This window comes from Brevundimonas bacteroides DSM 4726, from assembly GCF_000701445.1.
GTDB classification, from domain to species: Bacteria; Pseudomonadota; Alphaproteobacteria; order Caulobacterales; family Caulobacteraceae; genus Brevundimonas; species Brevundimonas bacteroides.
This window is the reverse complement of the sequence record NZ_JNIX01000010.1, coordinates 171,400-195,633: the sequence shown is the minus strand read 5'-3', so window position 1 is coordinate 195,633 and position 24,234 is coordinate 171,400. Positions and strand designations below refer to the sequence as shown.

23 protein-coding genes are annotated in these 24,234 nt (G+C 68.9%); 7 read left to right on the top strand and 16 right to left on the bottom strand.

What is annotated here, in order from left to right:
• Positions 1-12: 12 nt before the first annotated feature.
• Positions 13-810, top strand: a complete 798-nt coding sequence (locus Q333_RS0110475; RefSeq protein ID WP_029416816.1) for a transglutaminase-like domain-containing protein — start codon at positions 13-15, stop codon at positions 808-810.
• A gap of 4 nt (positions 811-814) precedes the next feature.
• Here Q333_RS0110475 and Q333_RS0110470 read toward each other — a convergent pair whose 3' ends face one another.
• On the bottom strand, positions 815-2,560 hold the full coding sequence (locus Q333_RS0110470; protein WP_245591534.1) for a M1 family metallopeptidase: 1,746 nt from the start codon (positions 2,558-2,560) through the stop codon (positions 815-817).
• Between the two features lie 112 nt (positions 2,561-2,672).
• Here Q333_RS0110470 and Q333_RS0110465 point away from each other — a divergent pair, with 112 nt between their 5' ends.
• The gene (locus Q333_RS0110465) at positions 2,673-4,316 is read left to right on the top strand and encodes a M28 family peptidase (protein WP_029416813.1); all 1,644 of its coding nucleotides are present in this window, start codon (positions 2,673-2,675) and stop codon (positions 4,314-4,316) included.
• A gap of 147 nt (positions 4,317-4,463) precedes the next feature.
• On the opposite strand, the gene Q333_RS0110460 is transcribed toward Q333_RS0110465, so the two are convergent.
• A complete protein-coding gene (locus Q333_RS0110460; protein WP_029416812.1) occupies positions 4,464-5,441 on the bottom strand; it encodes a DUF6607 family protein in 978 nt (325 codons plus the stop codon).
• Between the two features lie 35 nt (positions 5,442-5,476).
• Positions 5,477-7,693 (bottom strand): TonB-dependent hemoglobin/transferrin/lactoferrin family receptor, encoded by a 2,217-nt coding sequence (locus Q333_RS0110455; protein ID WP_029416811.1) that lies wholly within the window; start codon positions 7,691-7,693, stop codon positions 5,477-5,479.
• Positions 7,694-7,794: 101 nt separating this feature from the next.
• Here Q333_RS0110455 and Q333_RS0110450 point away from each other — a divergent pair, with 101 nt between their 5' ends.
• Positions 7,795-8,277, top strand: coding sequence for a hypothetical protein (locus tag Q333_RS0110450; protein ID WP_029416810.1), 483 nt, complete (start codon positions 7,795-7,797; stop codon positions 8,275-8,277).
• A 12-nt stretch (positions 8,278-8,289) separates the two neighbouring features.
• Here the strand turns inward: Q333_RS0110450 and Q333_RS0110445 are convergent, their stop codons facing one another.
• The 8 genes from Q333_RS0110445 to Q333_RS0110410 all read right to left on the bottom strand — a co-directional run bounded on the left by Q333_RS0110445 (position 8,290) and on the right by Q333_RS0110410 (position 15,441).
• Entirely contained in the window at positions 8,290-8,802 is a 513-nt protein-coding gene (locus Q333_RS0110445; protein WP_029416809.1) for a DUF1993 domain-containing protein, read from the bottom strand.
• 11 nt (positions 8,803-8,813) lie between these two features.
• Positions 8,814-9,914, bottom strand: coding sequence for a redox-regulated ATPase YchF (ychF, locus tag Q333_RS0110440; RefSeq protein WP_029416808.1), 1,101 nt, complete (start codon positions 9,912-9,914; stop codon positions 8,814-8,816).
• Positions 9,915-9,994: 80 nt separating this feature from the next.
• Positions 9,995-10,477 (bottom strand): copper chaperone PCu(A)C, encoded by a 483-nt coding sequence (locus Q333_RS0110435; protein ID WP_029416807.1) that lies wholly within the window; start codon positions 10,475-10,477, stop codon positions 9,995-9,997.
• Positions 10,478-10,552: 75 nt separating this feature from the next.
• A complete protein-coding gene (pth, locus tag Q333_RS0110430) occupies positions 10,553-11,167 on the bottom strand; it encodes an aminoacyl-tRNA hydrolase (RefSeq protein WP_029416806.1) in 615 nt (204 codons plus the stop codon).
• Positions 11,168-11,241: 74 nt separating this feature from the next.
• Complete coding sequence (locus Q333_RS0110425; protein WP_035294189.1) at positions 11,242-11,913, bottom strand: 50S ribosomal protein L25/general stress protein Ctc; 672 nt, start codon at positions 11,911-11,913, stop codon at positions 11,242-11,244.
• Between the two features lie 126 nt (positions 11,914-12,039).
• The gene (locus tag Q333_RS0110420; protein WP_035294187.1) at positions 12,040-13,110 is read right to left on the bottom strand and encodes a hypothetical protein; all 1,071 of its coding nucleotides are present in this window, start codon (positions 13,108-13,110) and stop codon (positions 12,040-12,042) included.
• 109 nt (positions 13,111-13,219) lie between these two features.
• On the bottom strand, positions 13,220-14,422 hold the full coding sequence (locus tag Q333_RS16565) for a hypothetical protein (RefSeq protein WP_051651251.1): 1,203 nt from the start codon (positions 14,420-14,422) through the stop codon (positions 13,220-13,222).
• Between the two features lie 86 nt (positions 14,423-14,508).
• Entirely contained in the window at positions 14,509-15,441 is a 933-nt protein-coding gene (locus Q333_RS0110410) for a ribose-phosphate pyrophosphokinase (RefSeq protein ID WP_029416800.1), read from the bottom strand.
• 256 nt (positions 15,442-15,697) lie between these two features.
• On the opposite strand from Q333_RS0110410, the gene Q333_RS0110405 reads away from it, so the two are divergent.
• Together Q333_RS0110405 and recN are read left to right on the top strand one after the other, a co-directional pair.
• The gene (locus tag Q333_RS0110405) at positions 15,698-16,492 is read left to right on the top strand and encodes an outer membrane protein assembly factor BamD (RefSeq protein ID WP_157072446.1); all 795 of its coding nucleotides are present in this window, start codon (positions 15,698-15,700) and stop codon (positions 16,490-16,492) included.
• A 67-nt stretch (positions 16,493-16,559) separates the two neighbouring features.
• Positions 16,560-18,260, top strand: coding sequence for a DNA repair protein RecN (gene recN, locus Q333_RS0110400; protein WP_029416797.1), 1,701 nt, complete (start codon positions 16,560-16,562; stop codon positions 18,258-18,260).
• Positions 18,261-18,264: 4 nt separating this feature from the next.
• On the opposite strand, the gene Q333_RS0110395 is transcribed toward recN, so the two are convergent.
• The 5 genes from Q333_RS0110395 to Q333_RS0110375 form a co-directional block, all read right to left on the bottom strand.
• Positions 18,265-18,672 carry a hypothetical protein gene (locus Q333_RS0110395; RefSeq protein WP_029416795.1) on the bottom strand — a complete coding sequence of 136 codons (408 nt, stop codon included), beginning with the start codon at positions 18,670-18,672 and terminating at the stop codon, positions 18,265-18,267.
• A 95-nt stretch (positions 18,673-18,767) separates the two neighbouring features.
• The gene (locus tag Q333_RS0110390) at positions 18,768-19,679 is read right to left on the bottom strand and encodes a hypothetical protein (protein WP_029416793.1); all 912 of its coding nucleotides are present in this window, start codon (positions 19,677-19,679) and stop codon (positions 18,768-18,770) included.
• A 40-nt stretch (positions 19,680-19,719) separates the two neighbouring features.
• A complete protein-coding gene (locus Q333_RS0110385; RefSeq protein ID WP_035294185.1) occupies positions 19,720-20,259 on the bottom strand; it encodes a hypothetical protein in 540 nt (179 codons plus the stop codon).
• Between the two features lie 15 nt (positions 20,260-20,274).
• Positions 20,275-21,069, bottom strand: coding sequence for an exodeoxyribonuclease III (gene xth, locus Q333_RS0110380; RefSeq protein ID WP_029416790.1), 795 nt, complete (start codon positions 21,067-21,069; stop codon positions 20,275-20,277).
• 58 nt (positions 21,070-21,127) lie between these two features.
• The gene (locus tag Q333_RS0110375; protein ID WP_029416788.1) at positions 21,128-22,075 is read right to left on the bottom strand and encodes a hypothetical protein; all 948 of its coding nucleotides are present in this window, start codon (positions 22,073-22,075) and stop codon (positions 21,128-21,130) included.
• A gap of 138 nt (positions 22,076-22,213) precedes the next feature.
• Here Q333_RS0110375 and Q333_RS0110370 point away from each other — a divergent pair, with 138 nt between their 5' ends.
• A complete protein-coding gene (locus Q333_RS0110370) occupies positions 22,214-23,317 on the top strand; it encodes an MBL fold metallo-hydrolase (RefSeq protein WP_245591533.1) in 1,104 nt (367 codons plus the stop codon).
• Positions 23,314-24,081: an enoyl-CoA hydratase gene (locus Q333_RS0110365; RefSeq protein ID WP_029416784.1), complete on the top strand. Its 768-nt coding sequence runs from the start codon at positions 23,314-23,316 to the stop codon at positions 24,079-24,081. The genes Q333_RS0110370 and Q333_RS0110365 overlap by 4 nt, the downstream gene beginning before the upstream one ends.
• The last annotated feature ends 153 nt before the right edge of the window (positions 24,082-24,234 follow it).

Genomic DNA, 24,234 nt, shown 5'->3' with positions numbered 1-24,234 from the left:
TTCAGGCCGTCCATGAAGATCCGCGTCCGCGCCGAGCTTGTCTACCGCTTCGATCCGCCGACCGACGCGATCTACAAGATTCACGCGGCGCGCTGGCCGGGGCAGGTGATCCTGGAGGAACGGCTGACTGCGACCCCGGTCCAGGACTTCCACGAGGACGTCGACCCCGACTTCGGCGCGCGCACGCTGCGGGCGCGGCTCGGGGGCGAGGTCGCGGTGCTCTATGAGGCGCTGGTCGACAATGGGCGTCTGATGGGCCTACCTCCGGTGGCGACCCAGCAGGACTGGAACGACCTGCCGGCTGATGTGCTGCCCTATCTGTGGCCCAGTCGGTACTGCCCCTCGGACCAATTCGGGCGCTTTGTGGAACGCCAGTTCGGCGGAACCGAGGGCGGCGAGCGGGTGCTGGCGATCCTGGATTGGATCCTGGCCAACATCGACTACGAGCGCGGTGTCTCCGACAGCGAGACCACGGCCGCGCGGACCTTCATCGACCGCGCTGGGGTCTGCCGGGATTTCACCCATCTGGGTATCACGCTGTGCCGGGCGTCGGGCATTCCGGCCCGGGCCGTCAGCGCCTATGCCCATCAGCTGACGCCGCCAGACTTCCATGCCATCTTCGAGGTCTGGCTGTCGAACGGCTGGTGGCTGGTCGATCCGACGGGGCTGGCGCCGATCGAAGGGCTGGTGCGCATCGCCTGCGGGCGCGACGCCGCCGACATCGCCTTCCTGTCGACGCAGGGCACCTGCGAACTGGTGCGCCAGTCGATCACGGCCGTCGCCGAGGACGAGAGCGCGCGGGCGGCCTGATCGCTCAGTTCGGGCGGGCTCGGGAGGCGCGATAGGTCTCGATCAGATCAAGCCGACGCAGCACCTTGTTATCCGGATCGATCAGGACCGAGGCGTTTGCAGGGACGCTGATCTCGCCCCGGCCGTCGGTCATCGGGACGGTCGTGACGACGCCGTCGATCTCGACCTCGACCGGCATGCGGAAGGGCACGCCGGCGCTATAGCCGGATACGCGCCATGACAGTGTCAACCGGTCGCCCTCGCGGCTCTGGTTCAGAACCGGCAGATCGCCGTTGAGCAGATAGGCCTCGAAGAACCAGCTCAGCTCCTGGCCTGTCTCGGCCTCGACTATTCTGACGAAGTCGCGCGTCGAACGGCGCATGGTGGTGAAGCTGCCGGGCCGCGGGTCCGGGTGGCCATAGATCAGGACCCTCAGCGAGCGGAAGAACGCCTCGTCGCCGATCAGCATTCGCAGAGTATGGGCGACGAGCGCGCCCTTGAAGTAGATGTCGTTGCCGGGCCCCTGGCCCCCGAGATACCCGTTCCCCACGAGCGCCTCGTCCCTCACGATGGGAAAGATATTCGCCAGACTGGCGTGCAGCTCGCCCAGTTCGATCTGCATGTAGCGGTCGCCGTGCAGCCAGCGCGCATACAGCGGCTGCATGTAGGTGCCGAGGCCCTCGTGCAGCCAGAAGTCATCGATGTTGGCGTGGGTCATCTGGTTGCCGAACCACTCGTGGGCCAGTTCGTGCTGCAACAGCCAGTCGTAGCCGCGCAGGTCGATGCGATAGCCGTTGCCGTAGGCGTTGATGGTCTGGTGTTCCATGCCCAGGTGCGGTGTCTCGACCACACCCATCTTCTCGTCGGCGAAGGGGTAGGGGCCGACGGTCGCCTCGAAGAAGTCCAGCATGGGGGCGAACTGGGGGAACAGGGCGGCGACCTTGGCGGGGTCGTCGGACTTCAGGTGCCAGTATTCCATCGGGAAGCTGTTGCCGAACCGGCTCTGGTAGGTCGCCTCGACCTTCTCATACGGGCCGACGGTGAGGGCGACGGCGTAAGGATTGATGTTGCGGGCCGACCAGTTCCAGGTGGTCCAGCCGTCGCCATGATCGACCGTGCCCAGGAAGCGGCCGTTGGACGGTGCCGACAGGTTCGACGGCACGGTGATGTGCAGGTCCACCCGGCCCGGTTCTGACAGGCTGGAGTCGATGCACGGCCAGAAAAGGTCGCAGCCCTCGCCCTGCACCGCCGTGGCGATCCAGGGTTCGCCCGACGGGGCGGTCGACCAGACGAAGCCTCCATTCCAAGGCGCGCGCGGCGCGACGCGCGGCTGGCCGGAATAGGCGATACGCAGGGAGGTGGAGGCACCGGGAGAAAGGGTCGTGGCGAGCTGCGCCCACAGGCGGCCGTCGTCCTGACCCCAGTCGCCGTCGGCCGACAGGGCGACGCCGTCGATATGGACATCGGCGACGGTGAACCGCTCATCCAGGTCGACGACCAGCCGTTCTACCGGGGCGGTGGCGGTGAAGGTCAGGGTCGCGATCGCCTCGATCGACCGCGTCTCGGGGAGCACCTTGATGGCGAGGTCGGCGACATCCAGCGTCACGGCCGCCTGCTCTGGGGCCAGGGGCCGGCCGCTCTGCAGGGTCTGGGCCGCGGATTCCGCTGGCGGCGTCTGAGCCAGAACAGGCGTGGCGAGCAGGAGGGCGGCGAGGGCGGTGGCGCGAATGAACATGGGCAGGAGATCACGACGCCCGACCGCCAGGGTCAAGGCGTCCGTCCTGCTCGATCCCCCATTGGCCCGCCACATGACGAAACCGTAATGCGCGTGACCTCTAATCCGCGCTTAGGGTCCCGCCAACAACGGAGGACGACCCTTGACGATGCGTGGACTGATCGGCGGCGTGGCCGCCCTGGCGATGGTGCTAGGCGCGGGCCTGACCCAGGCGCAGGATTTCTCGGCCGAACGGCTTTCGGACGGGATCCGCCAGATCTCGACGGATGAGTTCCAGGGCCGCTATCCAGGCACGGAGGGCGAGCGCCTGACCTTGGCCTGGCTCCAGGCCCAGTACGAGGCGATGGGTGTGCAGCCCGGCGGCCCTAATGGCCAGTGGCTCCAGGTCGTTGAGCTGAAGCGCTACACCCCGGTCGCGGGCTCGGCCTCGGCCAGTTGGACCGGCCCGGACGGTGTCGCCCGTCCCCTGACGGTCGGTACCGATATCATCCTGCGCTCCGCCACCAATGACGGCCGCGCCGCCATCCAGAACGCGGGCCTGGTCTTCGCCGGCCACGGCATCCATGCGCCCGAGCGGGACTGGGACGACTATGGCGACATCGACGTCCGCGGCAAGGTCGTCATCGTCATGTCGGGCGAGCCCACCGCGCCGGAAGTGACAGACCGGTTCAACGGCGCCTACGCCACCAACTACCAGTCCGGCGCCTACAAGGCCGACGAGGCCTTCCGCCGGGGCGCGGTGGGCATCATCACCCTGGTCATGACCCCTGCGACCGACGCCAACTGGCTGCGCGCCGGCCAGTTCAACAGCCGCGAGCGCACCCTGACGCCGGGCGCTGCGGACCTCGAGTTCTCCGGTGCGATCAACCACGACACGGCCCAGATGTGGGCGGCTGCCGCCGGCCTGACCCCGGCCGACATGGCCGACTTCGCCACCGGCGCCTTCCGGGCCAAGGCGCTGGAGGGCGTGACCCTGTCGGTTGCGGCCGAGGAGACGATCTCGACCTTCACGACCCACAACCTGCTGGCCCGCATCGAGGGCACCGAGCGCCCGGACGAGGTCATCATCTATTCCGCCCACTGGGACCACGTCGGCGTCGGCGCCGACCACGTCAGCCCCGTCTCGACGACCGAGGACAACATCTACAACGGCGCCTGGGACAATGCTTCGGGCACCGTCGCTATCGTCGAGATGGCGCGCCAATTCGCCGCCGCCCCGCGACCGGAACGCTCGGTGGTCTTCGCCCACATGGCGGCCGAGGAGATGGGGCTGCTCGGCGCCTACGCCTACACCGCCGACCCGGTCTATCCGCTGGCCACGACGGTGGCCGACATCAACATCGACATGCTGCCTCTGTCGCCCCCGACCCGCGACATAGCCATCTTCGGCAAGGGCCAGAACGATCTGGAGGACCGGCTTCAGGCGCTGGCGGAGCCCGAGGGCCGCTACGTCGGCGACGACGGTATGCCGGAACAGGGCTTCTACTACCGCTCCGACCACTTTCCCTTCGCCCGCGCGGGCGTGCCGGCGCTCATGACCTGGCATGGTTGGGACTGGGACGAGGGTGGCCGTGAGGCCGGCGAGGCCGCATGGCGCGCCAAATTCGGGGCCGACTATCACCGCCCGTCCGACGAATGGTCCGAGGAGCTCGACTTCCGCTCGGCGGTCGAGAACCTGACCCTGCTGTATCGCCTGGGCCAGGACCTGGCCAACGGCGAGGACTGGCCCGGCTGGAAGTCGACCTCGGAGTTCGGCGTGGTCCGCGAACGCACGGCCAGCGCGCGGCAATAATCACTGATCCTCCCCCGTGAATCGCAGCGAAACAGGGGAGGTTGACCGCGAAGCGGTGAAGGGGGCCAGCTCCGGACACGGTGTGCGCGGTCGCCCACACCACCGCCGTCGGCGGACCCCTTTCCCCGCATGGCGGGGAGGAACTGATCAGGGCGTGGTCGTCGACCCCGCGATCAGGGTCCGCGCCTGTTCGATCGCCGCCTGCGTCGTAACGGCGCCGTCCCGGATCTGATCGGCCAGGTTCATCAGGGCCGGCCCGGTGATGGCTCCGGCCTGCGGCTCTTCCTCCAGGCCGATGCCGCCGTGGCGCGCGATGGCCTCGTCCCAAGCCGCCCGCACCGCCGCCCAGTAGTCGGCCGTCTCGGCCCAATAGGCGTCGCCCGGCGCAGGGTCGTAGTCGGTCGAGACACGATAGGTGTTGACCACGTCCTCGTGCACCACGGTCGTCACGCCCGCGTCGTCGCCCTCGGCCGCCGCCAGCTTCAGATTGTCCTGGATGTGCACCCAGCCGCCCGGCATCAGGGCGTGGCGGTTGACCCCGACATAGCGGTCATAGGGCCGCTCGCGGATCGCATCGCGGCGCGCCAGCGGCCGGGCCGTATCATTGCTGGTCCACTGCACCAGGCCGTTGTCGTGGCTCCACCGCCCGACGCCGCCGTAGCGGGGGCTGTCGTCGGTCTGCCACACGGTCTGCGACCAGGCCCCCGCCCGGTCCTCGGTGGACACCGGGCTCAGCACCCATCGATCGGGTCCGGCATAAGTCAGTACGGTCTCCGGCTCATAGGTCCAGTCCTGGCGCCAGTGCTTGACGATAACGGTCTGGCCCTCGTGGGTCATGACCAGAGTGTGCTGGAGAACGATCCGGTCGCCCGTGTCCTCCAGCACCCGCACGTTCTCGAACCCGCCCGAGGTCTTGGGCTCCAGCGGTGAATACCCGGGTAGAAACGAGACGGTCTCGCGCATGTCGAAGCGAACGCGATAGTTGCCGACCTGGCCCAGGATGGCCTGACGGTCGCGCTCGAAGGCGGCGGCCTCGGCCTGGGCGGCGACGGGCTCGGTCACGGCGGCATAGGCGGGCAGGGCGCCCGCGGTCATCAGGACGGCGGCGATCACAAGGGTGCGCATGGGAACCTCTCTCGTTGGGATGGGGATGGGGCGCGTCACAGACGCAAGGAGAGCGACAGGCCGACATTGCGGCCCGGCTGGGTGTAGGCGTCGACCACTGCCGAGGTGTTGGCCACCCCGCGCACGTCGCTCCACCAGCTGTAGGTCTCGTCGAACAGGTTGAAGACGCCGATCCGGGCCGTGACCTGCTCGGTGACGTTCCAGTATCCGGTCACATCGACCAGCCGGAAGCTGTCGCCGACGTAGCAGCCGTTGACCGGCACAGCGTTGAAACAGGCCAGACCATCGGTGTCGCGCGCCTTCTTGGCGTCGGACCAGGTGAGGATCACCTCGGCCCCGAACCGGCCTTGCGGATCGTCCCAGCCCAGACCGCCAACCAGCTTGATCGGGTCGATGCTCGGCAGCGCGGTGGTCGCCCCCGCCGTCGTCTGCTCGCCGTCGGCCCAGGCGCCGGACAGGTTCAGTCGCCAGCCGCTGTCCCAGTCGATACGCGCCCGGCTCTCCAGCCCCTTCACCTCCACATCGGTGAAGTTGACGAACTGGAACACCGCCGGTTTCTGCGGCGTGAAGGCGCCCGACACCACCTGCTGGCTGATGAAGTTCTCATAGTCCGACCGGAAGGCCACCAGCTGGAACGCCATCGCCCCGCCCGCGAAGTCGATGTCTCGCAAACGCAGGCCCGCCTCGACGCTGCGGCTCGTCTCGGGCTCGAGGTCCGGGTTGGGGATGGAGACGTAGCCCGCTGGCGCGTTGGAAAAGCCGTTGTTCACCTGGCTCGGCGTCGGCGCCTTGAAGCCCTCGGCCCAGTTGGCGAACAGCTGAAACCTCGGTGTCGCCTGCCAGACCACGCCCAGCTTGGGCGACACGCGGCTGTCGGACTGGTCCGCGCGCGCGCCGACGTACAGCGGGTCGGCGTCGGTCGACAGCTCATAGGCGTCATAGCGCAGGGCCGGGATGATCCTCAGCCGGTCGTCCAGCAGGCTGATCTCGTCCTGAACGAAGACGCCAGCCAGGGTGTAGTCGGTGATCGGAAAGGGGCTGGTGGGGAAGGTCTCTCCGAACGGCGGAACCGTGCCGTCGCGAATGCCCTGCTGGCGCGTCTCGGACCAGTCGCCGCCGAAGGTCAGGCGGTGGGCGACGCCGCCCAGGTTCGCCGTTGTGCGCCCGTCCGCTGCGACGCCATAGACCCGGTTGTCGAAGGTGTTGTCCCGCGTCCGGTCGACGGCGGGCGTCCGGTCCTCGAAGGTGAACTGCCGCGTCTCGGCCTCCTGCCAGTAGGCCGCGACGTGCGCGCGGTCGAGGCCGAAGACATCGGTCCCGCGCCAGTCCAGGCTGACCCGATCGCGTGTCGTCTCGTCGTTCGCCGTCAGGTTCAGAACCGTCGCCGTGCGCCCGCTCAGCACATCGGCGAAGACCTCGCTGTCATAGTGATCCCAGGTCAGGCGCAGCGCGTGGCCGGGCGCGACGTCCCAGACGATCTTCCCAAGGATGGCATTGGACTGGATGTCCTGCGGATTGGCGGTGGTCCGCAGTGGCCCGACGATGTCGTTGTCGCCGCCGGTCTCGGTCTCCTGCGCATCGCGGCGGGTATAGGCCAGCAGCGCCGACCACGCCCCGGCCCGGCCCGCGAGCGCCAGCCCCTCGGTCCAGCTTGCGTCGGCGGAGTTGTAGGCCACGCGGCCTCGGGCGGCGATGTCGCGTCCGCTGGTCAGCAGGTCGGCCGGGTCCTTTGTGGTGAAGCTGACCGCGCCCGCGACCCCGTCGGAGCCATATAGGGCCGAGGCCGGACCACGCAGGATCTCGACAGACCGCATCAGGTCCAGATCGGAGTATCCGCCGCGCCCGACGCTCTGGGCGCCGAAGACGAAGCCGTCGGGACTGCGCACGCCGTCCACGACGATCAGCACGCGATCTCCGCCCAGACCCCGGATGGTGAAGCCCTCGTTGCCCGCCCGTCCGGTGCTCCCCAGCGCCGCGCCGAACCGCGCCGGTTGGCTGACGACGCTGACGCCGGGCTCGTAGCGGACCAGGTCCTTGATGTCGGTGAACAGCAGCCGCTCGATCTGATCGGCGGTGAAGACGGTGACCGTGGCGGGCGCCTCGTCGACGCGGGTCTCGCTGCGGGTCGCCACGACCGTGACGGGCGGCAGCTGGGTCGCCACGCCCGGATCATTCGCGTCCGGCTCGGCCAGCGCTGGCAAGGCCAGGGCCAGCGCCATCGAGGACACGGACAGGGCGAGGAGGGGACGCATGACAAGGGCTCCGCTTGAGGACGACCGAACTGATAATGAGAACGCTTCTGCAATTCAATCGCAATTATGAACCAAGCGAGGCGGCATCGCGTTCGTGCCTCATGAGATCGCAGACCCAGGCTTTTCCCGCTGTCGTCCTCTCCGCCCTGGCCCTGGTCGCCTGCGGTGACGCCGCCCCGGTCAATTCGCCGACCGAGCCGGCCGCTCCGGTGACGGCCCCGGACCCGGCCTTGCCCGCCGACAAGGGGACTGTCTCGATGGTTCCCGGTCGCGGTCCCGTCAGCTTTGTCGGCCGCTGGACCGCCGATGTGTCCTGGTGCCTGAACACCCAAGGCCCAGAGCGTCCGATCGAGATCACCCCCACTCGGTTTGAAGGCTATGAGAACAGCTGCGCCATCGGCGCGGTCGATCAGGCGGCCGACGGCTATGTCGCCACGCTCGCCTGCGTCGCCGAAGGAACGAGCAGCCAGGAGCGCGTGAAGCTTTCGGTCTCGGACGACGTCCTGCGCCTGACCTACCTGGATCGCGGTGGCGGCCCGGTTATGCTGAGGAAGTGCACCACGCTGGCAGACGCGGTGCCCTAGCGGTCGGCGGTTCTACGCGGCCAGCTCCCGCTGGTACCGGGCCATGTGCGGAATGAAGTCCAGCTTGCCGATCTCCACCCCCGTGTGGCGCAGCAGGGCGTACGCCATGCTCACATGGAAGTAGAAGTTCGGCAGGATCCAGTCCCGGATGTCCTCCTCCGCCGTCATCACGAAGCGGACACCGTTTGGCAGGGTCAGGTCGACCGTTCCGTCCACGGCCGCCCAGTCGTCCGCATTGGCCTCGTCGACCCGCGCGCGCACCGCGGCGATGCGCTCCCGCACCTCCGCCAGCGATGCGTAGGTCGTCTTCTCCAGCGGTGCCGTCTGCCCGCCGACCTGATTCAGCGCCAGCAGCACCTGATTGATCGCGATGCGGAACTGCAGCTCCAGCGGAAACATGTCCTCGGCCAGCTTCGACGCCAGAATCTCGTCCGTCAGCCCGGCGTCCTGAGCCCTGCCGACCAGATGGTCGAGCGTCCCCAACATGTTCCGGAATGTCGTCAGGGCGAAAGGCGCATAACTCATGCTCAGAGGCCTCAGCTGAACAGGAAATTCATGACGTCGCCGTCCTTGACGACATAGCTCTTGCCCTCGGCGCGCAGCTTGCCGGCCTCGCGCGCCTTGGCCTCGCCGCGATAGGCGACGTAGTCGTCGAAGGCGATGGTCTCGGCGCGGATGAATCCCTTCTCGAAGTCGGAATGGATCACGCCCGCCGCCTGGGGCGCCGTCGCCCCGATCGGGATGGTCCAGGCCCGCGCCTCCTTCGGCCCCGCCGTAAAGTAGGACTGAAGGCCCAGCAGGGCATAGGCCTCGCGGATCAGACGGTTCAGACCGGGTTCGGCCAGCCCCATGCTCTCCAGGAACTCCATCTGCTCGGCCTCGTCCAGCACGGCCAGTTCGGCGTCGATCTTGGCCGAGATGACGACGGTGTTCGCCCCATCGGCCTTCGCCCGCTCAGCCACCCGGTCGGACAGTTCATTGCCCTTGTCGGCCGAGGCCTCGTCGACGTTGGCGACATAAAGCGCGGGCAGCGCCGTCAGCAGCTGCAGCATGTCCCAGGCCTTTCGGTCTTCCTTGGACACCTCGGGCAGGGCCGTGCGCGCGGGTTTGCCGGCGTTCAGCTTGGACAGGGCCAGGTCGACCAGCTTCAGGCTCAGCTGGCTCTCCTTGTCGCCGCCCTTGGCGCGCTTCTCCATCTGCACCCGGCGACGCTCCAGGCTCTCGAGGTCGGCCAGCATCAGCTCGGTCTCGATGATCTCCAGGTCGCTGATCGGGTCGATCCGGTTTTCGACGTGGGTGATGTCGTCGTCGACGAAGCAGCGGGCGACGAAGGCCACGGCGTCGCAGTCGCGGATGTTGGCCAGGAACTGGTTGCCCAGCCCCTCGCCCTTGGATGCGCCGCGCACCAGCCCGGCGATGTCGACGAAGGTGATCCGCGACGGGATGATCTCCTTGGACCCGGCGATCTCGGCCAGCACCTTCAGGCGCGGCTCGGGCACGGCGACGTCGCCGGTGTTCGGCTCGATGGTGCAGAACGGATAGTTGGCGGCCTGGGCCGCCGCCGTCTTGGTCAGGGCGTTGAACAGGGTGGACTTGCCGACGTTGGGCAGGCCGACGATCGCGACTTTCAGGGCCATGGGTCTCGGGCGCTTTCAGGGAAGGGCGAGCCTTTAGCGGGTTCGATCCCGTTTGTCAGGCTCACCGATCCGAGTGCGCCCTAGTGCCCGCTGTGGTCCTCGCCCGCCGCCGGGGGCTGGCCCACCCTGGCCGTCACCTCGACCGGCGCGGCGCTGGCGAAGGTCAGCGTCAGGGGCACGGTCTGGCCCGCGCGCAGAGGCTCGCGCACGCCATGGAGCATCAGGTGATTGCCGCCGGGCTTGAGCTGCACGGCCTCGCCCGCCGGCAGCGGCAGGCCGGCCTCCAGCTCGCGCATCATCATCATGTTGGATTCCATGCGGGTCTCATGCACTTGCGCCAGGGCCGCGATCGGGCTCTCGATCGACACCAAAGTGTCGTCCGTGGGCGCGGTCAGGGTCATGTAGCAGCCCGTCACCTGTCGCCCGTTCGGCGTCGGGCGGCACAGGACGTCGGTCACCGTGACGGCGGAGGCCGCGGCCTCTCCAGATGGCGCCTTCTCGGAGGAGGGCGAGCAGGCGGCCAGCGCGGCGGCGACCAGGGCGAGCAGGGCCAGGCGATGCATGGGTCTTCCTAAGGACAGCGGCTTCGGCGACGCCTTAACGCCGCCGACGGTATTCAGCCAGACGCTGTACCGCGGCTATTCGCCCGCCTGCCCTTGTGCTGCCTGACGGGGGCTGAACTTCGGCGCGGGCGCCAGCCGCAGCACCTCGGCCTGATACCGTTCATCTTCGCCGCGCACGGCGAAGGGCAGGGCGTCGGCGCAGGCGTTCAACAGGGCCTCCAGCCACGGCTGCTCGGTCTTGTGAAAGTCGCTCAGCACATGGGCGTGCACCAGCTCCGGCCGCCCCGGATGCCCCACGCCCATCCGCGCCCGGCGAAAGTCCGGACCCAGCTGGCTGATCAGGCTGCGCACGCCGTTCTGACCGGCGGCCCCGCCACCCGTCTTCATCCGGAACCGGCCGGGCGCCAGGTCGATCTCGTCATGGAAGACGATGACCCGATCCGGCGTGACCTTGTAGAACCGCGCCGCCTCTCCGACGGCATGGCCGGAGTTGTTCATGAAGGTCTGGGGCTTCATCAGCAGGATCTTGGTCCCCTCGACCTCGCCCTCGGCGATCACCGACTGGAACTTCGCCCTCGGCGGTCCGAACCGCCAGCGGCGCGCGATCTCGTCCACGGCCATGAAGCCGATGTTGTGGCGGCTCTTCTCGTACTTGGCGCCCGGATTGCCCAGGCCGGCGAGGATCAGCATGGCGGTGTCCAGAAACGAAAGCGGCCCCGTCCGTCGCCGGAGGGGCCGCGTTCAGAACGACGGGAAGGCGAGGATCAGTCCTCGGACTTCTGCTCCGAAGCCGGGACCTCGGCAGCGGCTTCCTCGGCCGCGGCGGCCTGTTCCTCGGCGATGGCTTCTTCGATCTCGTCGGCGGCCTTGGCGGCCGAGGACGACTTGATCGAGGCGATCACGAAGTCACGGTCGGTGATGGTGGCTTCCACGTCCGACGGCACCTTGACGTCCGACCAGCGGATGGTGTCGCCCAGCTTGTGGTTGGCCAGATCGACGATCAGGTCTTCCGGGATGTGGTTGGCCGGAACCTTGATCTCCACCGTGTGACGGACGATCTCCAGCGAGCCGCCCTGACGGAAGGCTTTGCACTGGTCTTCGTTGATGAAGTGGACCGGGACCTCGATCTTGATGGTCTGGTCTTCCTCAACACGCATCAGGTCGAAGTGCAGGGGGCGGTCCGACACCGGGTCGAACTGCACGTCCTTGGCGATGACCGGCTGGGTCTCGTTGCCGTACTTCAGGGTCACCAGGTGGCCCAGCAGCTTGCCGGTGTAGAGGTTCTTCTTGAACTCCTTCTCGGCGACCGAGATGGCGACCGGGGCCTTGCCGCCGCCGTACAGGATGCCCGGGACGGCGCCCGCGCGACGGACAGCGCGCGCGCCGCCGGTGCCGACGCCTTCGCGGACGTCCACGTTCAGAATGATCTCGGCCATCTGGCTCGCCTCAATGACAAATGCGCCTGCGCCGTCGGGGCGCGCACAGGCGGGGTCGAAAGAACCCTCGAATTCAAGAGCGCGGGCTATTACACGCAAGCGCCCGCAGGCGCAACCGCTCCGATGCTATCGGTTCGGACCGGGCTCGGTGGCTTCCAGGGCCGCCGTTGTCGCCTCGACTGCGACCGGGGTCACTTCCGCGATCATCGTGTCGGGCGAAGGTGCCAGGGTGCGCGGTGTGATGGCTTCGGTGGTGCAGGTGGCCAGGTCGCGCACGATGTGGCGTCCGATGCAGAACATGTCCTCGTAGCTGGGCCGCGAGGCCGCCAGGCACTGGAACAGGTTCAGCTTGGACATATCCAGGCAGAACTGGGCGTTCGCCTCTATCGACAGGGCCTCGGTCGAGGTCCGGGCCTCGTCGCCGCCCGCCCCCAAGGCTGCCAGCGCAGCGATGGCCAGCGAGTGGACCACGGCGGGCGTGTAGGGCCCCGACGCGGCCGTGCCGGTCAGCGACAGGCCCGAACCACTGTTGGCGGCGGCGAACAGACGGGCCGAGTCCTCGGCGGACGGCAGCATCTGGCCTGCCGAGATGGTCTTGATCGAGTCCAGACGCGTTTCGCGGCTCGCGATCGGCTGGATCGCCCAGCGACGACGCGGATCGCGGCGCTCCTGGATGGTGTAGGCGTCGCCCTCCACCCCCTCGGCGATGGCGGTCAGGGCGGTGATGTCCTGGCTCAGGGTCGCCACGATCAGCCCGGCGGCCGCGTCGGCCCCTGGCAGAGTCGCGGCATAGGCGGGATCGCGCGAGATATTGGCCACCAGCTCGGCACGGACGGAGGGGTCTACGGCATAGCTGCGCACGCCCTGGACGAACTCGGGCGACTGCAGAGCCAGGATCGACCCATAGGCGATCATGCCGCGCGACAGGGTAGCCGGGTCATAGGCGGCCCCACGACGCATCGCCGCCTGGATCGATTCCGCGTCCTGAAAACCACCGGCGGGGATGGTCGAAACGTCCCGGATGAAGGCCACGTAGATCGAGGCCGCGTCGGCCACGCCCTGATTCAGCGTCACGGGCGGCGGCGGTGGCGGCGGCGGGGCCTCGACCACCACGACCGGCTCGGGTGTGGAACAGGCCGCCAGCACGGCAGCTATGGCAGCGGCGACGATCAAGCCGCGCGATTGGCCCAGACGCATGGAACGCTTCCCCACGAAGAACAGCCCTCGACCGCGAGCGGCCGGGTGATTGCGGAGACTTATAAGGCGGCGCTCATGGTTTTCCGACGGTTAATCCCGGCGGGCGAGTTCAATTCTCCGGCGCCGCGATTCCCGAGTTCAGCCGCTGGGTCGTGGTCAGCGTGGGAGCCTGGGTTTGTGAAGGCGTCTGGGCCGGGGCCGGGCTGGTCGTGAACGGCGCGGGCGTGATCGGAGCCGGTCGCGGCGCGATCTGCTCGACCGGCGGCCGCTCTTGCGCAGCGACCCGGCTCTGGGTCGGGGCCCCCACGGTGATGACGCCGGCGGGCAAGGCCGTGCCGCGCGCGCACTGACCCAGGTCGCGCACCACGTGCCGACCGAGGCAGAACATGTCTTCGTAATGGGGCCGCGACGCCGCCAGACACTGGAACAGATTCAGCTTGGAGCTTTCAAAGCAATCCAGGCTCTGGCGCTCGAACATCAGGGCGTCGGTGTTGGCCCGCGCGTTCTCGCCCGCCCCGTCCAGCAGGGCCAGCGCCGCCAGCGCCAGGGCGTTCTCGACCGACTGCGGATAAGGCGGCGACCGCAGCCTCTCAGCCGATGCGACGCCCAGGCCCGACCCCGACTGCACGGCCGCGCTCAGCCGCGACGCCTCAGCCGCCGGGGCCAGGTTCGGCCGGCTCAGCGACTGCACATTGGCCAGCCGGCTCTCACGATCCGCCACATGGACACGCGCCCAGCTGGTTCGGCCGTCGGCCTGGATGGCGTAGGCGTCGTTCTCGACCGAGTCCGCCGCCTCGCGCAGCCGCCGGATGTCCTCGTCCAGGGTGGCGATGATCAGGCTGGCGGCGGCGTCCGCGCCAGGCAGAGTCGAGGCCGAGGCCGGATTGGCCACGATCCGGTCGACCATGGCGTTCCGCGTCGCCCGATCCCGCGCGAAGCTCTGCACCCCCGTGACGAACTCCGGCGACTGGGTGGCGAGCACGGCCGCATAGGCGATCAGGCCCCGCGACACCTGCCGCGCGTCATAGGCCGCGCCGCGCCGCAGCGCCGCCTGAATGGCCTCCGGGCTCTCGAACCCGCCTCTCAGGGTCGCCATGTCGCGCGTGTAGGCCAGGTAGACCGCAGCCTCCTGGATGACGTTGCTGTTCAGCGAAATCGGCGGGCGCGCCGCCAGCACCTGGGCCTGGATGGCGGCCAGCTGCGCCTGGGCCTCGGCGCGCTGTTCCTCCTCGGACGGCCCTGAGGCGCATCCGGCGACCACCGCGATGGCCAGAAGGGACGCGGCGGCCCGCGCAAGGGTGACTGGACGCATGAGACGCACTCCCCGATTTTTCTTGCCGCGAGCAGACGCCGGGCGCCGGGCGGATTTGAGGCGAAAGGTCCGCCTCAACGCCTCGGTCAGTCGAACAGTTTCGACACCGATTCCTCATTAGCGATGCGGCGGATGGCCTCGCCGATCAGGGGTGCGACCGGCACCGAGCGGATCTTCTTGCAGTTCACCACTTCCAGAGGTTGCTCAATGGAATCCGTGATCACCAGTTCCTTCAGCGGTCCGTCCGTCACCCTCTGCACCGCGGGTCCCGACAGCACCCCGTGGCTGATGTAGGCCGAAACCTGGGTCGCACCCGCTTCCATCAGGGCCTTGGCCGCGTTCACCAGGGTGCCGCCCGAGTCGACGATGTCGTCGAACAGGATGCATTCGCGTCCCTCGACGTCACCGATAATGTTCATGACCTCGCTCTCGCCCGCCTTGGGCCGGCGTTTGTCGACGATCGCCAGGTCAACGTTCAGCCGCTCGGCCAGCGACCGGGCCCGCACCACGCCGCCGACATCGGGCGAGACGATCATCAGATTGCCCCGCTGATAGGTCTCCTTGATGTCCTGGGCCAGCACCGGCGTCGCCACCAGATTGTCGGTCGGAATGTCGAAGAAGCCCTGGATCTGTCCGGCGTGCAGATCCATCGTCAGCACCCGGTCCGCCCCCGCCCGCGTGATCATATTGGCCACTAGCTTGGCCGAGATCGGCGTGCGTCCGCCTGTCTTACGGTCCTGGCGGGCATAGCCGAAATAGGGCATCACCGCCGTGATCCGCCGCGCCGAGGCTCGCACCAGCGCGTCAACGCAGATCAGCAGCTCCATCAGGTTGTCGTTGGCCGGTGCGCTGGTCGACTGGATGACGAAGACGTCCTCGCCGCGCACATTCTCCTCGATGACGGCGAAGACCTCGTTGTCGGCGAACCGCTTCACCTGGGCCTTGGTCAGGGGCATGTCGAGGTGGTCGGCGATGGCTTGGGCGAGCGTCCGGTTCGAGTTGCCAGAGAGCAGCTTCATCCGGTCATCCTTTCGCCGTCATCACGCCGCCAATGACGACGGGTCTGTCTGGCGCGCTCTTTAGCAGCCGCCGGGTTCGTCGCAACCCGTGATCGCCGCGTGTCCGGCGCATGGCGCGCGCCAAACGCCGGTGCTAGAGAACGCCGTCTCGATGTCCGGAAGCCGCGCCGACTTGCGCGGTCCCGGCGGCGCGTGAAGAGGTTTCGACTTGCCGATCTCCCTGCGGTCTTCATCCATCCTGGCCCTGTCGGCCGTGATGATCCTGACGGTCTCGGCCTGCGCCGGCCGGACCAACCGTCCGCGCCTGGCCTATGAGGAACGCCCGGTCGAGCTGCTCTACAACACCGGCTACGAGCGGCTGCAGCGCAACCGCTGGGCCGACGCCGTCGACTACTTCCAGGAGGTCGAGCGCCAGCATCCGTATTCGGAGTGGTCGCGCCGCGCCATCCTGATGCAGATCTACGCCTACTATCAGAACGGCAATTACGAAGAGTCGATCGCCGCTGCCGACCGCTTCATCCAGCTGTTCCCCGGCAGCCCGTCGGCCGCCTACGCCTTCTACATGCGCGCCACCTGCCACTTCGAGCAGATCGTCGACGTCGGCCGGGACCAGGGCCGGGCCGAGCAGGCGCTGGCGGCGCTGCGCGACGTGGCCCGTCGCTACCCCGGCTCGTCCTACGCCACCGACGCGACGGTCAAGATCGACCTCGTCAACGACCAGTTGGCCGGCAAGGAAATGTCGATCGGCCGCTACTATCAGCGCGCCAACCAGCCGCTGGCCGCCATCGGGCGCTACCGGACCGTCGTCGAGAACGAGGCTTTTCAACGCACTTCGCACACGCCCGAAGCGCTGTACCGTCTGGTCGAGGTCTATCTGGGTCTGGGCCTGAAGGACGAGGCGACCCGCAACGGCGCCGTGCTCGGCTACAACTATCCCGGTAGCGTCTGGTACTCCGAAGCCTACGCCCTCCTGACCGAGGAAGGCGTCCGCCCCGAGACCCAGCCGACCGCGCAACGCGAGAGCTGGCTGCAGCGGATCATCCCGGGCTGATCGTTCCCGGCCTGTTCTGGTCTAGAGTGGCGGCGATGCCGAATCACGCCTCGCGACACGTCCCCGCATGCTGACCCGCCTGTCGATCCGCGACGTGGTGCTGGTTGATGCGCTCGACCTCGACGTCGAGCACGGCCTGACCGTGCTCACCGGGGAGACCGGCGCGGGCAAGTCGATCATCCTCGACGCGCTCGGCCTCGCGCTCGGCGGGCGAGGGGAGGCGGGGCTGGTCCGCGCCGGGGCCAAGCAGGCCGTCGCCACCGCTGTGTTCGAGGCCCCCGACGATCCCGACCTGATCGCTCTGATCGAGGAGAAGGGCTTCGACGCCCAGCCGGGCGAAGAGCTGATCCTGCGTCGCGTGGTCTCCGCCGACGGCCGCAGCCGGGCCTATGTCAACGACCAGCCCGCCGGCGTCGCAGCTCTGCGCGAAATCGGGGCCCGGCTGGTCGAGGTCCACGGTCAGCACGAAACCGTCGGCCTCTTGGACTGGAAGACACACCGCGCTCTCCTCGACGCCTACGGCGGCCTGTCGCCCCAGCTGGGCGGCGTGGCCCGCGCGCACGAAACGCTCAGGGGCGCCGAAGCCAGGCTCGACGCCCTCAAGGCCCAGGCCGCAGATGCGGCGGCCCGCGCCGAGGAGATCAGCCAGAACCTGTCCGAACTCGACGCCCTCGACCCCCGCGAGGACGAGGAGACTGAGCTCGCCGGCGAACGCGCCGTCCTCGGCGCGGCCGAAAAGGCCATGGCCGACCTCGCCGACGCCCGTACCCAGCTGGGCGGCGACAAGCTCAGCCAGCGCCTCGCCTCGGCCCTCCGCGCCGTCGAGCACGCCCGCCAGCGCGCCACCCAGGCCGGCGTCGGCGAGGACCACCCCGTCCAGATTCGCCTGCTCTCCGCCGCCGAAGCCATCGACCGCACCCTGGTCGAAGCGACCGAGGCCATTGCCGAGGTCGACGCGGCCGCCGCCGCCTTCGACTTCGAGCCCGGCCGCCTCGATAAGGCCGAGGAGCGGCTGTTCGCCCTGCGCGCAGCCGCCCGCAAGCTGAACACCACCGTCCAAGCCCTCCCGGCGCTGCGGGTCTCGCTCCGCGAACAGCTCCGCCTCATCGAGGACGGCGCCGAGGCCCTGACCGTCGCGGGTCGCGAGGCCGCTGCCGCGCGCGAGGCCTATGACGTCGCCGCCACCCTCCTGACCTCCGCGCGCGAGGCCGCCGCCGAGCGGCTGGAACGCGCCGTCGCCGAGGAGCTGGGGCCGCTCAAGCTGGAACGCGCCCGCTTCCGCGTCGCGCTTGAACCGGTGCCCGAAGGTCGCCGTGGACCGCTGGGGGTCGAAACCGCCCGCTTCGAGATCGCCACCAACGCCGGCTCGCCGTTCGGCCCGCTGGACGCCATCGCCTCGGGCGGTGAGTTGGCCCGCTTCGCGCTCGCCATGAAGGCCGCTCTCGCCGGCCGCGAGGACCAGCGCCAGCCCGTCATGATCTTCGACGAGGTCGACCAGGGCGTCGGCGGCGCCGTCGCCGAGGCCGTCGGCCAACGCCTGAAACGCCTGTCGACCGGGGCTCAGGTTCTGGTGGTCACCCACAGCCCCCAGGTCGCCGCCCGCGGCCACGCCCACTGGAAGGTCCGCAAGGCCGACGCCAACGGCCAGACCACCACCACCGTCGACGCCCTCTCCGACGCCGAGCGCCACGAGGAGATCGCTCGCATGCTGTCCGGCGCCGTCATCACCGACGAGGCGAGGGGGGCGGCGAGGGCGTTGATCGGCTAGGGCTTCAGCGCGCGCAGATCCGCGACGGGGCCGGGGTCCGCTCCACCGCCACCCAGCAGGCGCGGTCGCGGTTGTCGCGGCGGTATGTCCCGCCGATCGCCACGCGCTCGTCGCGGCTGAACACCTCGAACAGATAGCCTTCGCCGTCGCTGATGATCAGGCGATAGGCGATGTTCGGGCCGTCCAGCTGGAAGCTGCCGTCGCCGAACAGCGGCGTGAAGGAGCAGTTCGTCTCGCGCATCTGGCCGACGCTGCAGCGGATCTGGCGCGTCCGGCCCGAGCGTTCGCTCGGCGCGACAGGGACGACGCTGTAACCCTGCTGCGGCGCGGCCACCGGTTCGGCAACGGCTGCGGAAGCAGGCACCGACACGGCGAGCGACATGGCCGCGACGGCCAGAATGGACTTCAGCATGGACCCCTCCGTGGACGCGGATGCGCGCCCTTCAGGCGGGACCATATCCGAGCCTGACCATAGGTCCACCCGCCGCGATGCCGCGTCGGAAATCGTCAGGCACCGACGCCCAGGATCCAGCCCTCTTCGCCCTCGACCTGGGCCAACAGCGTCTCGTCTGTCCCCCTGGGCGGAGCGAACGCCTTCGACAGCTCGCCCTTCTCGTCCATCAGGGCGAAGGCCTCAGCGGTGGTGCGGACCTGGGCCTGGTCCTTGAACTCGCCTTCGGCGACGGTGGTCGGCCACATCGAGGGCCACACCTCGGCGACCAGCACCGACAGGGGCTCCACGTCCGCCGTATCCAGCGCACGCCAGCCCGTCCCGAACGGCCACACCGCCGCCGACGGCCCCAGATGCTCCAAGAGACGACGCACCATCGGAATCCCGACCAGGGTCTGGCCGCCCACCGCGCCCGCGCCGTGCATCTGCCAGTTCGACTTGGGCTGCAGCTTGCCCTTCCTAACGGCCAGTTCAGTCGCGCGGAACTCGGGGATGTCGCCGGTGCCCTGGGGCGGCTTGGTGGCGGTCAGCCAGCGTTGCGTCTGCTTGGCCGGCGCCCCCCACATCGGCCAGGCGTCATCGGTCATCAGCCGGTTCATCTTGGCCGCGACCTGATAGCGGTTGTTGGTGTTGTCGGGCTTGTCGACGACGCTGGACGCCACGAACTTCCACACCGCCGACCAGGCCGGCGTCTCCTTCAGGCCCAGCCGCTGCGCCGTCCCGACCGGATAGCCGAACGAGAAATCGAACCCCAGCAGCACCCGGTCCCCGCGCTTGGCGTGGTCGGCCAGCAGGGTGCGGATCATCGCCTCGCCCTCGGCGCGCGTCGCCACGTTGTGCGTCTCGGTATAGAGGCGGAAGCGCACGTCGCGCTTGGCCACGCCGATCCAGACCGAGTTCTCGCCCAGCTTCTTGCCCTCGGCGGCGGTCCAGTCGGCGATGATATAGGCGTCGAACAGGCGGGCCACGGGCGGGTCCTTGAGGCAAGCGGGGGAGGGGTGGGGGCTTCTACCCCTCCCGGCCCGCGCGCGGCAACTCTTTCAACAGCGCCTCCAGATGGCTCAGCCAGCGCCGCCCGAGCCGCAGCGCCTCCGACGGCGACCCCGCCTGCGCCGGCGCCATCGCGTTCCACAGGGCCAGCTCGAACTCCGGCCAGCGCGCGTCGGCGAACAGCAGCCTCAGCGTCACCTGCGCCGCGTCCGGGGCCATCACATCCAGCGCCTTCCGGGGTTCGCCCCGCCGGATGCGCGCCACGACGTGTCCGTCGACGATGATCTCGCCGCCCTCGATCTCCTCGAAGCCGTAGATCAGCCCGTGCGCCCCCCGGTCCCACAGCGTCGCGATCTGGCCCGCGTCGAAATCCAGCCCCGCCGCCTTGCCCTCGGCCGGCGCCATCGCCTCCACCTCCGGCGCCCGGCCCAGCGACTTCAGCAGGGCGCGCCTGAGCCGCCGCTCCGGCTCCATCCACCAGTTCAGCGTCAACGCCGCGGTGGTCAGGGCCGCAGCGGCCAGCGCCACCAACAGGATGAGGCGAAGGGCTTCATCCATCGCGCGCCTCGCCCATCAGTCGGTCAGCTCGACCACCACCGGCACATGGTCCGACGGCTTGTCCATGTCGCGCGCGTCGCGGTGGGTCTCCACGCCCGCGAAGCGGTCCGCGGCCTGCGGCGACAGCAGGTGGAAGTCGATGCGGATGCCGTGGTCCCTCTGCCAGGCCCCGGCCTGATAGTCCCAGAAGGTATAGGTCCCCGGCGGCTGGTTCCCCAGCTCGCCCGCCTCATACAGCCCCAGCCCCTTCAGCGCCCGAAACGCCGCCCGACTCTCGGGCTGGAACAGGGCGTCGTTCACCCAGGCCTGCGGATTCTTCGCGTCTTCCGGCGTCGGGATGACGTTGTAGTCCCCGCACAGGGTGAAGGCCTCTTCCTGCGCCAGCAGGTCGCGCGCATGGGCGTTCAGCCGCGCCATCCACCGCATCTTGTAGTCGAACTTCTCGGTGCTGATCGGATTGCCGTTGGGCAGGTAGATGCCGCCGACCCGCACGGGCCGGGGCGCCTCGATCACCGCCTCGATGTAGCGCGCCTGGTCCTCGACATCATCGCCGAACCCGTCCGACCCCGGCAGGCCGCGCCGCACGTCCGACACCGGCAGCTTCGAGAGCAGCGCCACGCCGTTGTAGGATTTCTGGCCGTAGACCTCGACGTTGTAGCCCAGACTCTCGAACGGCTCCCGGGGGAACTTCTCGTCGACGGTCTTGATCTCCTGGAAACAGACGACGTCGGGCTGAGCCGCCTCCAGCCATGCCAGCACGGTCGGCAGCCGGGCGTTGACCGAGTTAACGTTCCAGGTGGCGATGCGCATCGCCGGGAGGGTAGGGAGCGTCGCCTGGCGGGGCAAGACGACGCTCGCTGTCACCCCATTACTGCGCGGCGGCTTCCGGCGCGGGCGGAACCACCGTCAGGGTGCAGCCGCCGCCGATGCGCTGGGCGGTCTCGCACGGATAGACCTGCTGCACCTCGAACGTCGGGTTGAAGCGCACGATCACGCCGTTGCCGGCCGCGCACTTGGCCTCGAAGAAGCTGCCGTTGGCGTTGGCCCCCATGTAACGGCCCTGCGTCACGTCACAGGCGGCGGCCTCGGCGTTGGACGCGAACCGCGCCTTCAGGGTCGCGGCCTGTTCGGCGGCGGTGGAATAGCGGCAGGTCCCGTTCTGGGTAATCACCTGGATGCACTCCGTCAGCTTCCAGCCCGTCGGCAGACGCTCCAGCCAGGCGCCGTCGAGGCCGTCGCAGCCGACCTCGTAGATCAGGTTGTCCTCGCGCGACTTGCCGATCGAGGCCCCCTCATTGACCGTGCAGGTCACCCCGGCCTCGGTGGCATAGACGCTGACGACGCGCAGGACGTCGGTGTTCTGGGGGATGACGCACTGGGTGCCGACGTCGGCGGCGGGATCGCGCGCCCGCTCGATCTGGGCCTGACCGGCCAGCAGCACGCAATCGATAGCCTGGGGCGGCGTCGAATTGATCAGGATGTACCCCGGCCCGGTCGCGCATGCCGCCTCATAGGTGAGAGCCCCGGCGTCGGTCTGGCCCAGCAGACTGGCCTGGGTCACCTGACAGTTGACGTTGGCGGCGGTCGCCACGACCTGGGCGCGCTGGGCCAGTTCCTCGGGTGTCGGCGGCGGCGGCGCGCTGTTGCGGTTGCGGCGATTGCGGCCGGTCTGCTCCTGGCTGCGATCGTTATCCTGAGGGGCCACATCCTGCCCCTGAATGGCCGGGGCGGCGGCGTCCTGGGCGGTCGCCGGGACGGACAGACCCGCGAGGGCGAGGGCCGCAGCGAGGGCGGCGACGAAGTGGGGCTTGAACACAATCTCTCTCCAGAACGCCGAGCGTTTCTCCATCAGCCTTGGCGACCGCTCGAGACGAGGTCAAGACCGTGAAGCCGCGGAAACTGGACGACGCCTGCGACGCCCGCTAGGGTCAGCCCGTTGCGATTGGAGACGGACTTGGCGGACGGCGGCATCATTCTCGACGACCCGACGCTGGACATTCCGTCCGAGCCGGTCGTCGCCCGCGGCCTGACCTATCCGCTGGGCGTCGTCCCCGAACCCGGTCAGGCGATCGAGGCCGCGCCCGGCGTGCTGTGGCTGCGCATGCCGCTGCCGATGGCGCTGAACCACGTCAACGTCTGCGCCATCGAGGACGGCGACGGCTGGGCCGTCGTCGACACGGGTCTGAGGACGCCGGACACGATACGGGCCTGGGAGGCGGCGCTGGCCGGGCCTCTGGGCGGACGGCCGGTGACCCGGGTGATCGCCACCCACATGCATCCCGACCACATCGGCCTGGCGGGCTGGCTGGCGGAGCGATTCGATGCGCCCTTTCTGATGACGCGGTTGGAATACGTCACCGCCCGCATGCTGATCGCCGACACCGGCCCGGCGCCGGAAAGCGGCGCCCGCTTCTTCCGCGCCGCCGGCTGGGAGGACGCCCGGATCGAGAAATGGCGAGCCTCCTACGGCCTGTTCGCCAAGGGCGTCGCGCCGATGCCCCCCAGCTACACACGCTTGAGCGAAGGCGACGTCCTGACCATCGGTGGCGACGACTGGACCATCCTCATCGGCGACGGCCACAGCCCCGAGCACGCCTGCCTGTGGCGCAAGGCCGACAACGTCCTGATCTCCGGCGACCAGCTGCTGCCGAAGATCTCGTCCAATGTCTCGGTCTGGCCGACCGAGCCGATGGCCGATCCGCTCGGCGACTGGATGCGCTCCCTGGACAAGCTGGAGCGGGCGCTCCCCGCCGATACCTTTTGCCTGCCCGGACACGGCGAGCCCTTCACCGGCGTCCTGCCGCGCGTCCAGGCGCTGCGGCGCGGCCATGAGGTGGCGCTGAAGCGGCTGGAGCGAACGCTACGCACCCCCAGCCGCGCGGTCGATGTCTTTCCCGCCCTGTTCGCCCGGCCCGTCGACGACGGCCTGTTCGGCATGGCGACCGGCGAGGCGATCGCGCACCTGCATTATCTGGAGCGGCTCGGCCGCGCCCAACGAACCCCCGACGCCGAGAGCGTCGACTGGTGGACCCTCACCCCCAAGGAGATCGAGGCATGAGCGAGCCCGTCCTGACCGAACTGAACGGCGGCGTCCTGACCGTCACCCTGAACCGGCCCGAGAAGAAGAACGCCATCACGCAAGCGATGTACGCGGCCCTGGCCGAGGCCACCAATCGTGCCCGCACTGACGATGCCGTGCGTGTGCTCCTCTTCCGGGCCGAGGGCGACAGCTTCACGGCCGGAAACGACATCGCCGATTTCATCGCCGTTGGTCAGTCGGGCGGCGGCCAGGTGACCGAGGCACCGGTGTTCCACTTCCTGAAGGCGCTGGCCCATCTCGACAAGCCCGCCGTCGCCGCCGTGCGGGGCCGGGCGGTCGGCATCGGCCTGACGATGCTGCTCCACTGCGACATGGTCGTGGTGGCCGAGGATGCGCTGCTGTCCGCGCCGTTCGTGAACCTGGCGCTGGCGCCCGAGGCCGCGTCGTCGCTCCTGCTGCCGATGGTGGTGGGGCATCAGAGGGCGTTCGAGATCTTCGCGCTTGGCGAACCCATTGACGGTCGCCTTGCCCACGCCTGGGGCCTCGCCAATCGCGCGGTTCCCGTCGATCAGGTCGACGCGACCGCCACCGACCTTGCCGCGAAGATCGCAGCCCGCGCGCCCAACTCGGTCCGCAAGACCAAGCGCCTCATGCGCGACACCGAACGCCTTTGGGCTCTGATGCAGGAGGAGGGCCAGGCTTTCGGCTCCCAGATGTCGAGCCCGGAGGCGATGGAGGCCTTCATGGCCTTCACCCAGAAACGCGCGCCGGTGTTCGGATAGGCGGAAGCCAACGAAGCGGAAGAAGGAGGTTCATCACAGCGATCACAGCGAAGGCACAACGGACACGACGAAACCGAGTGGGCGCCTCCGCCCTTGATCGTTCCCGTCAAGCTCGAGAGCCGTCACGGATTGGCGGCGAAGCCGCCTTTCATT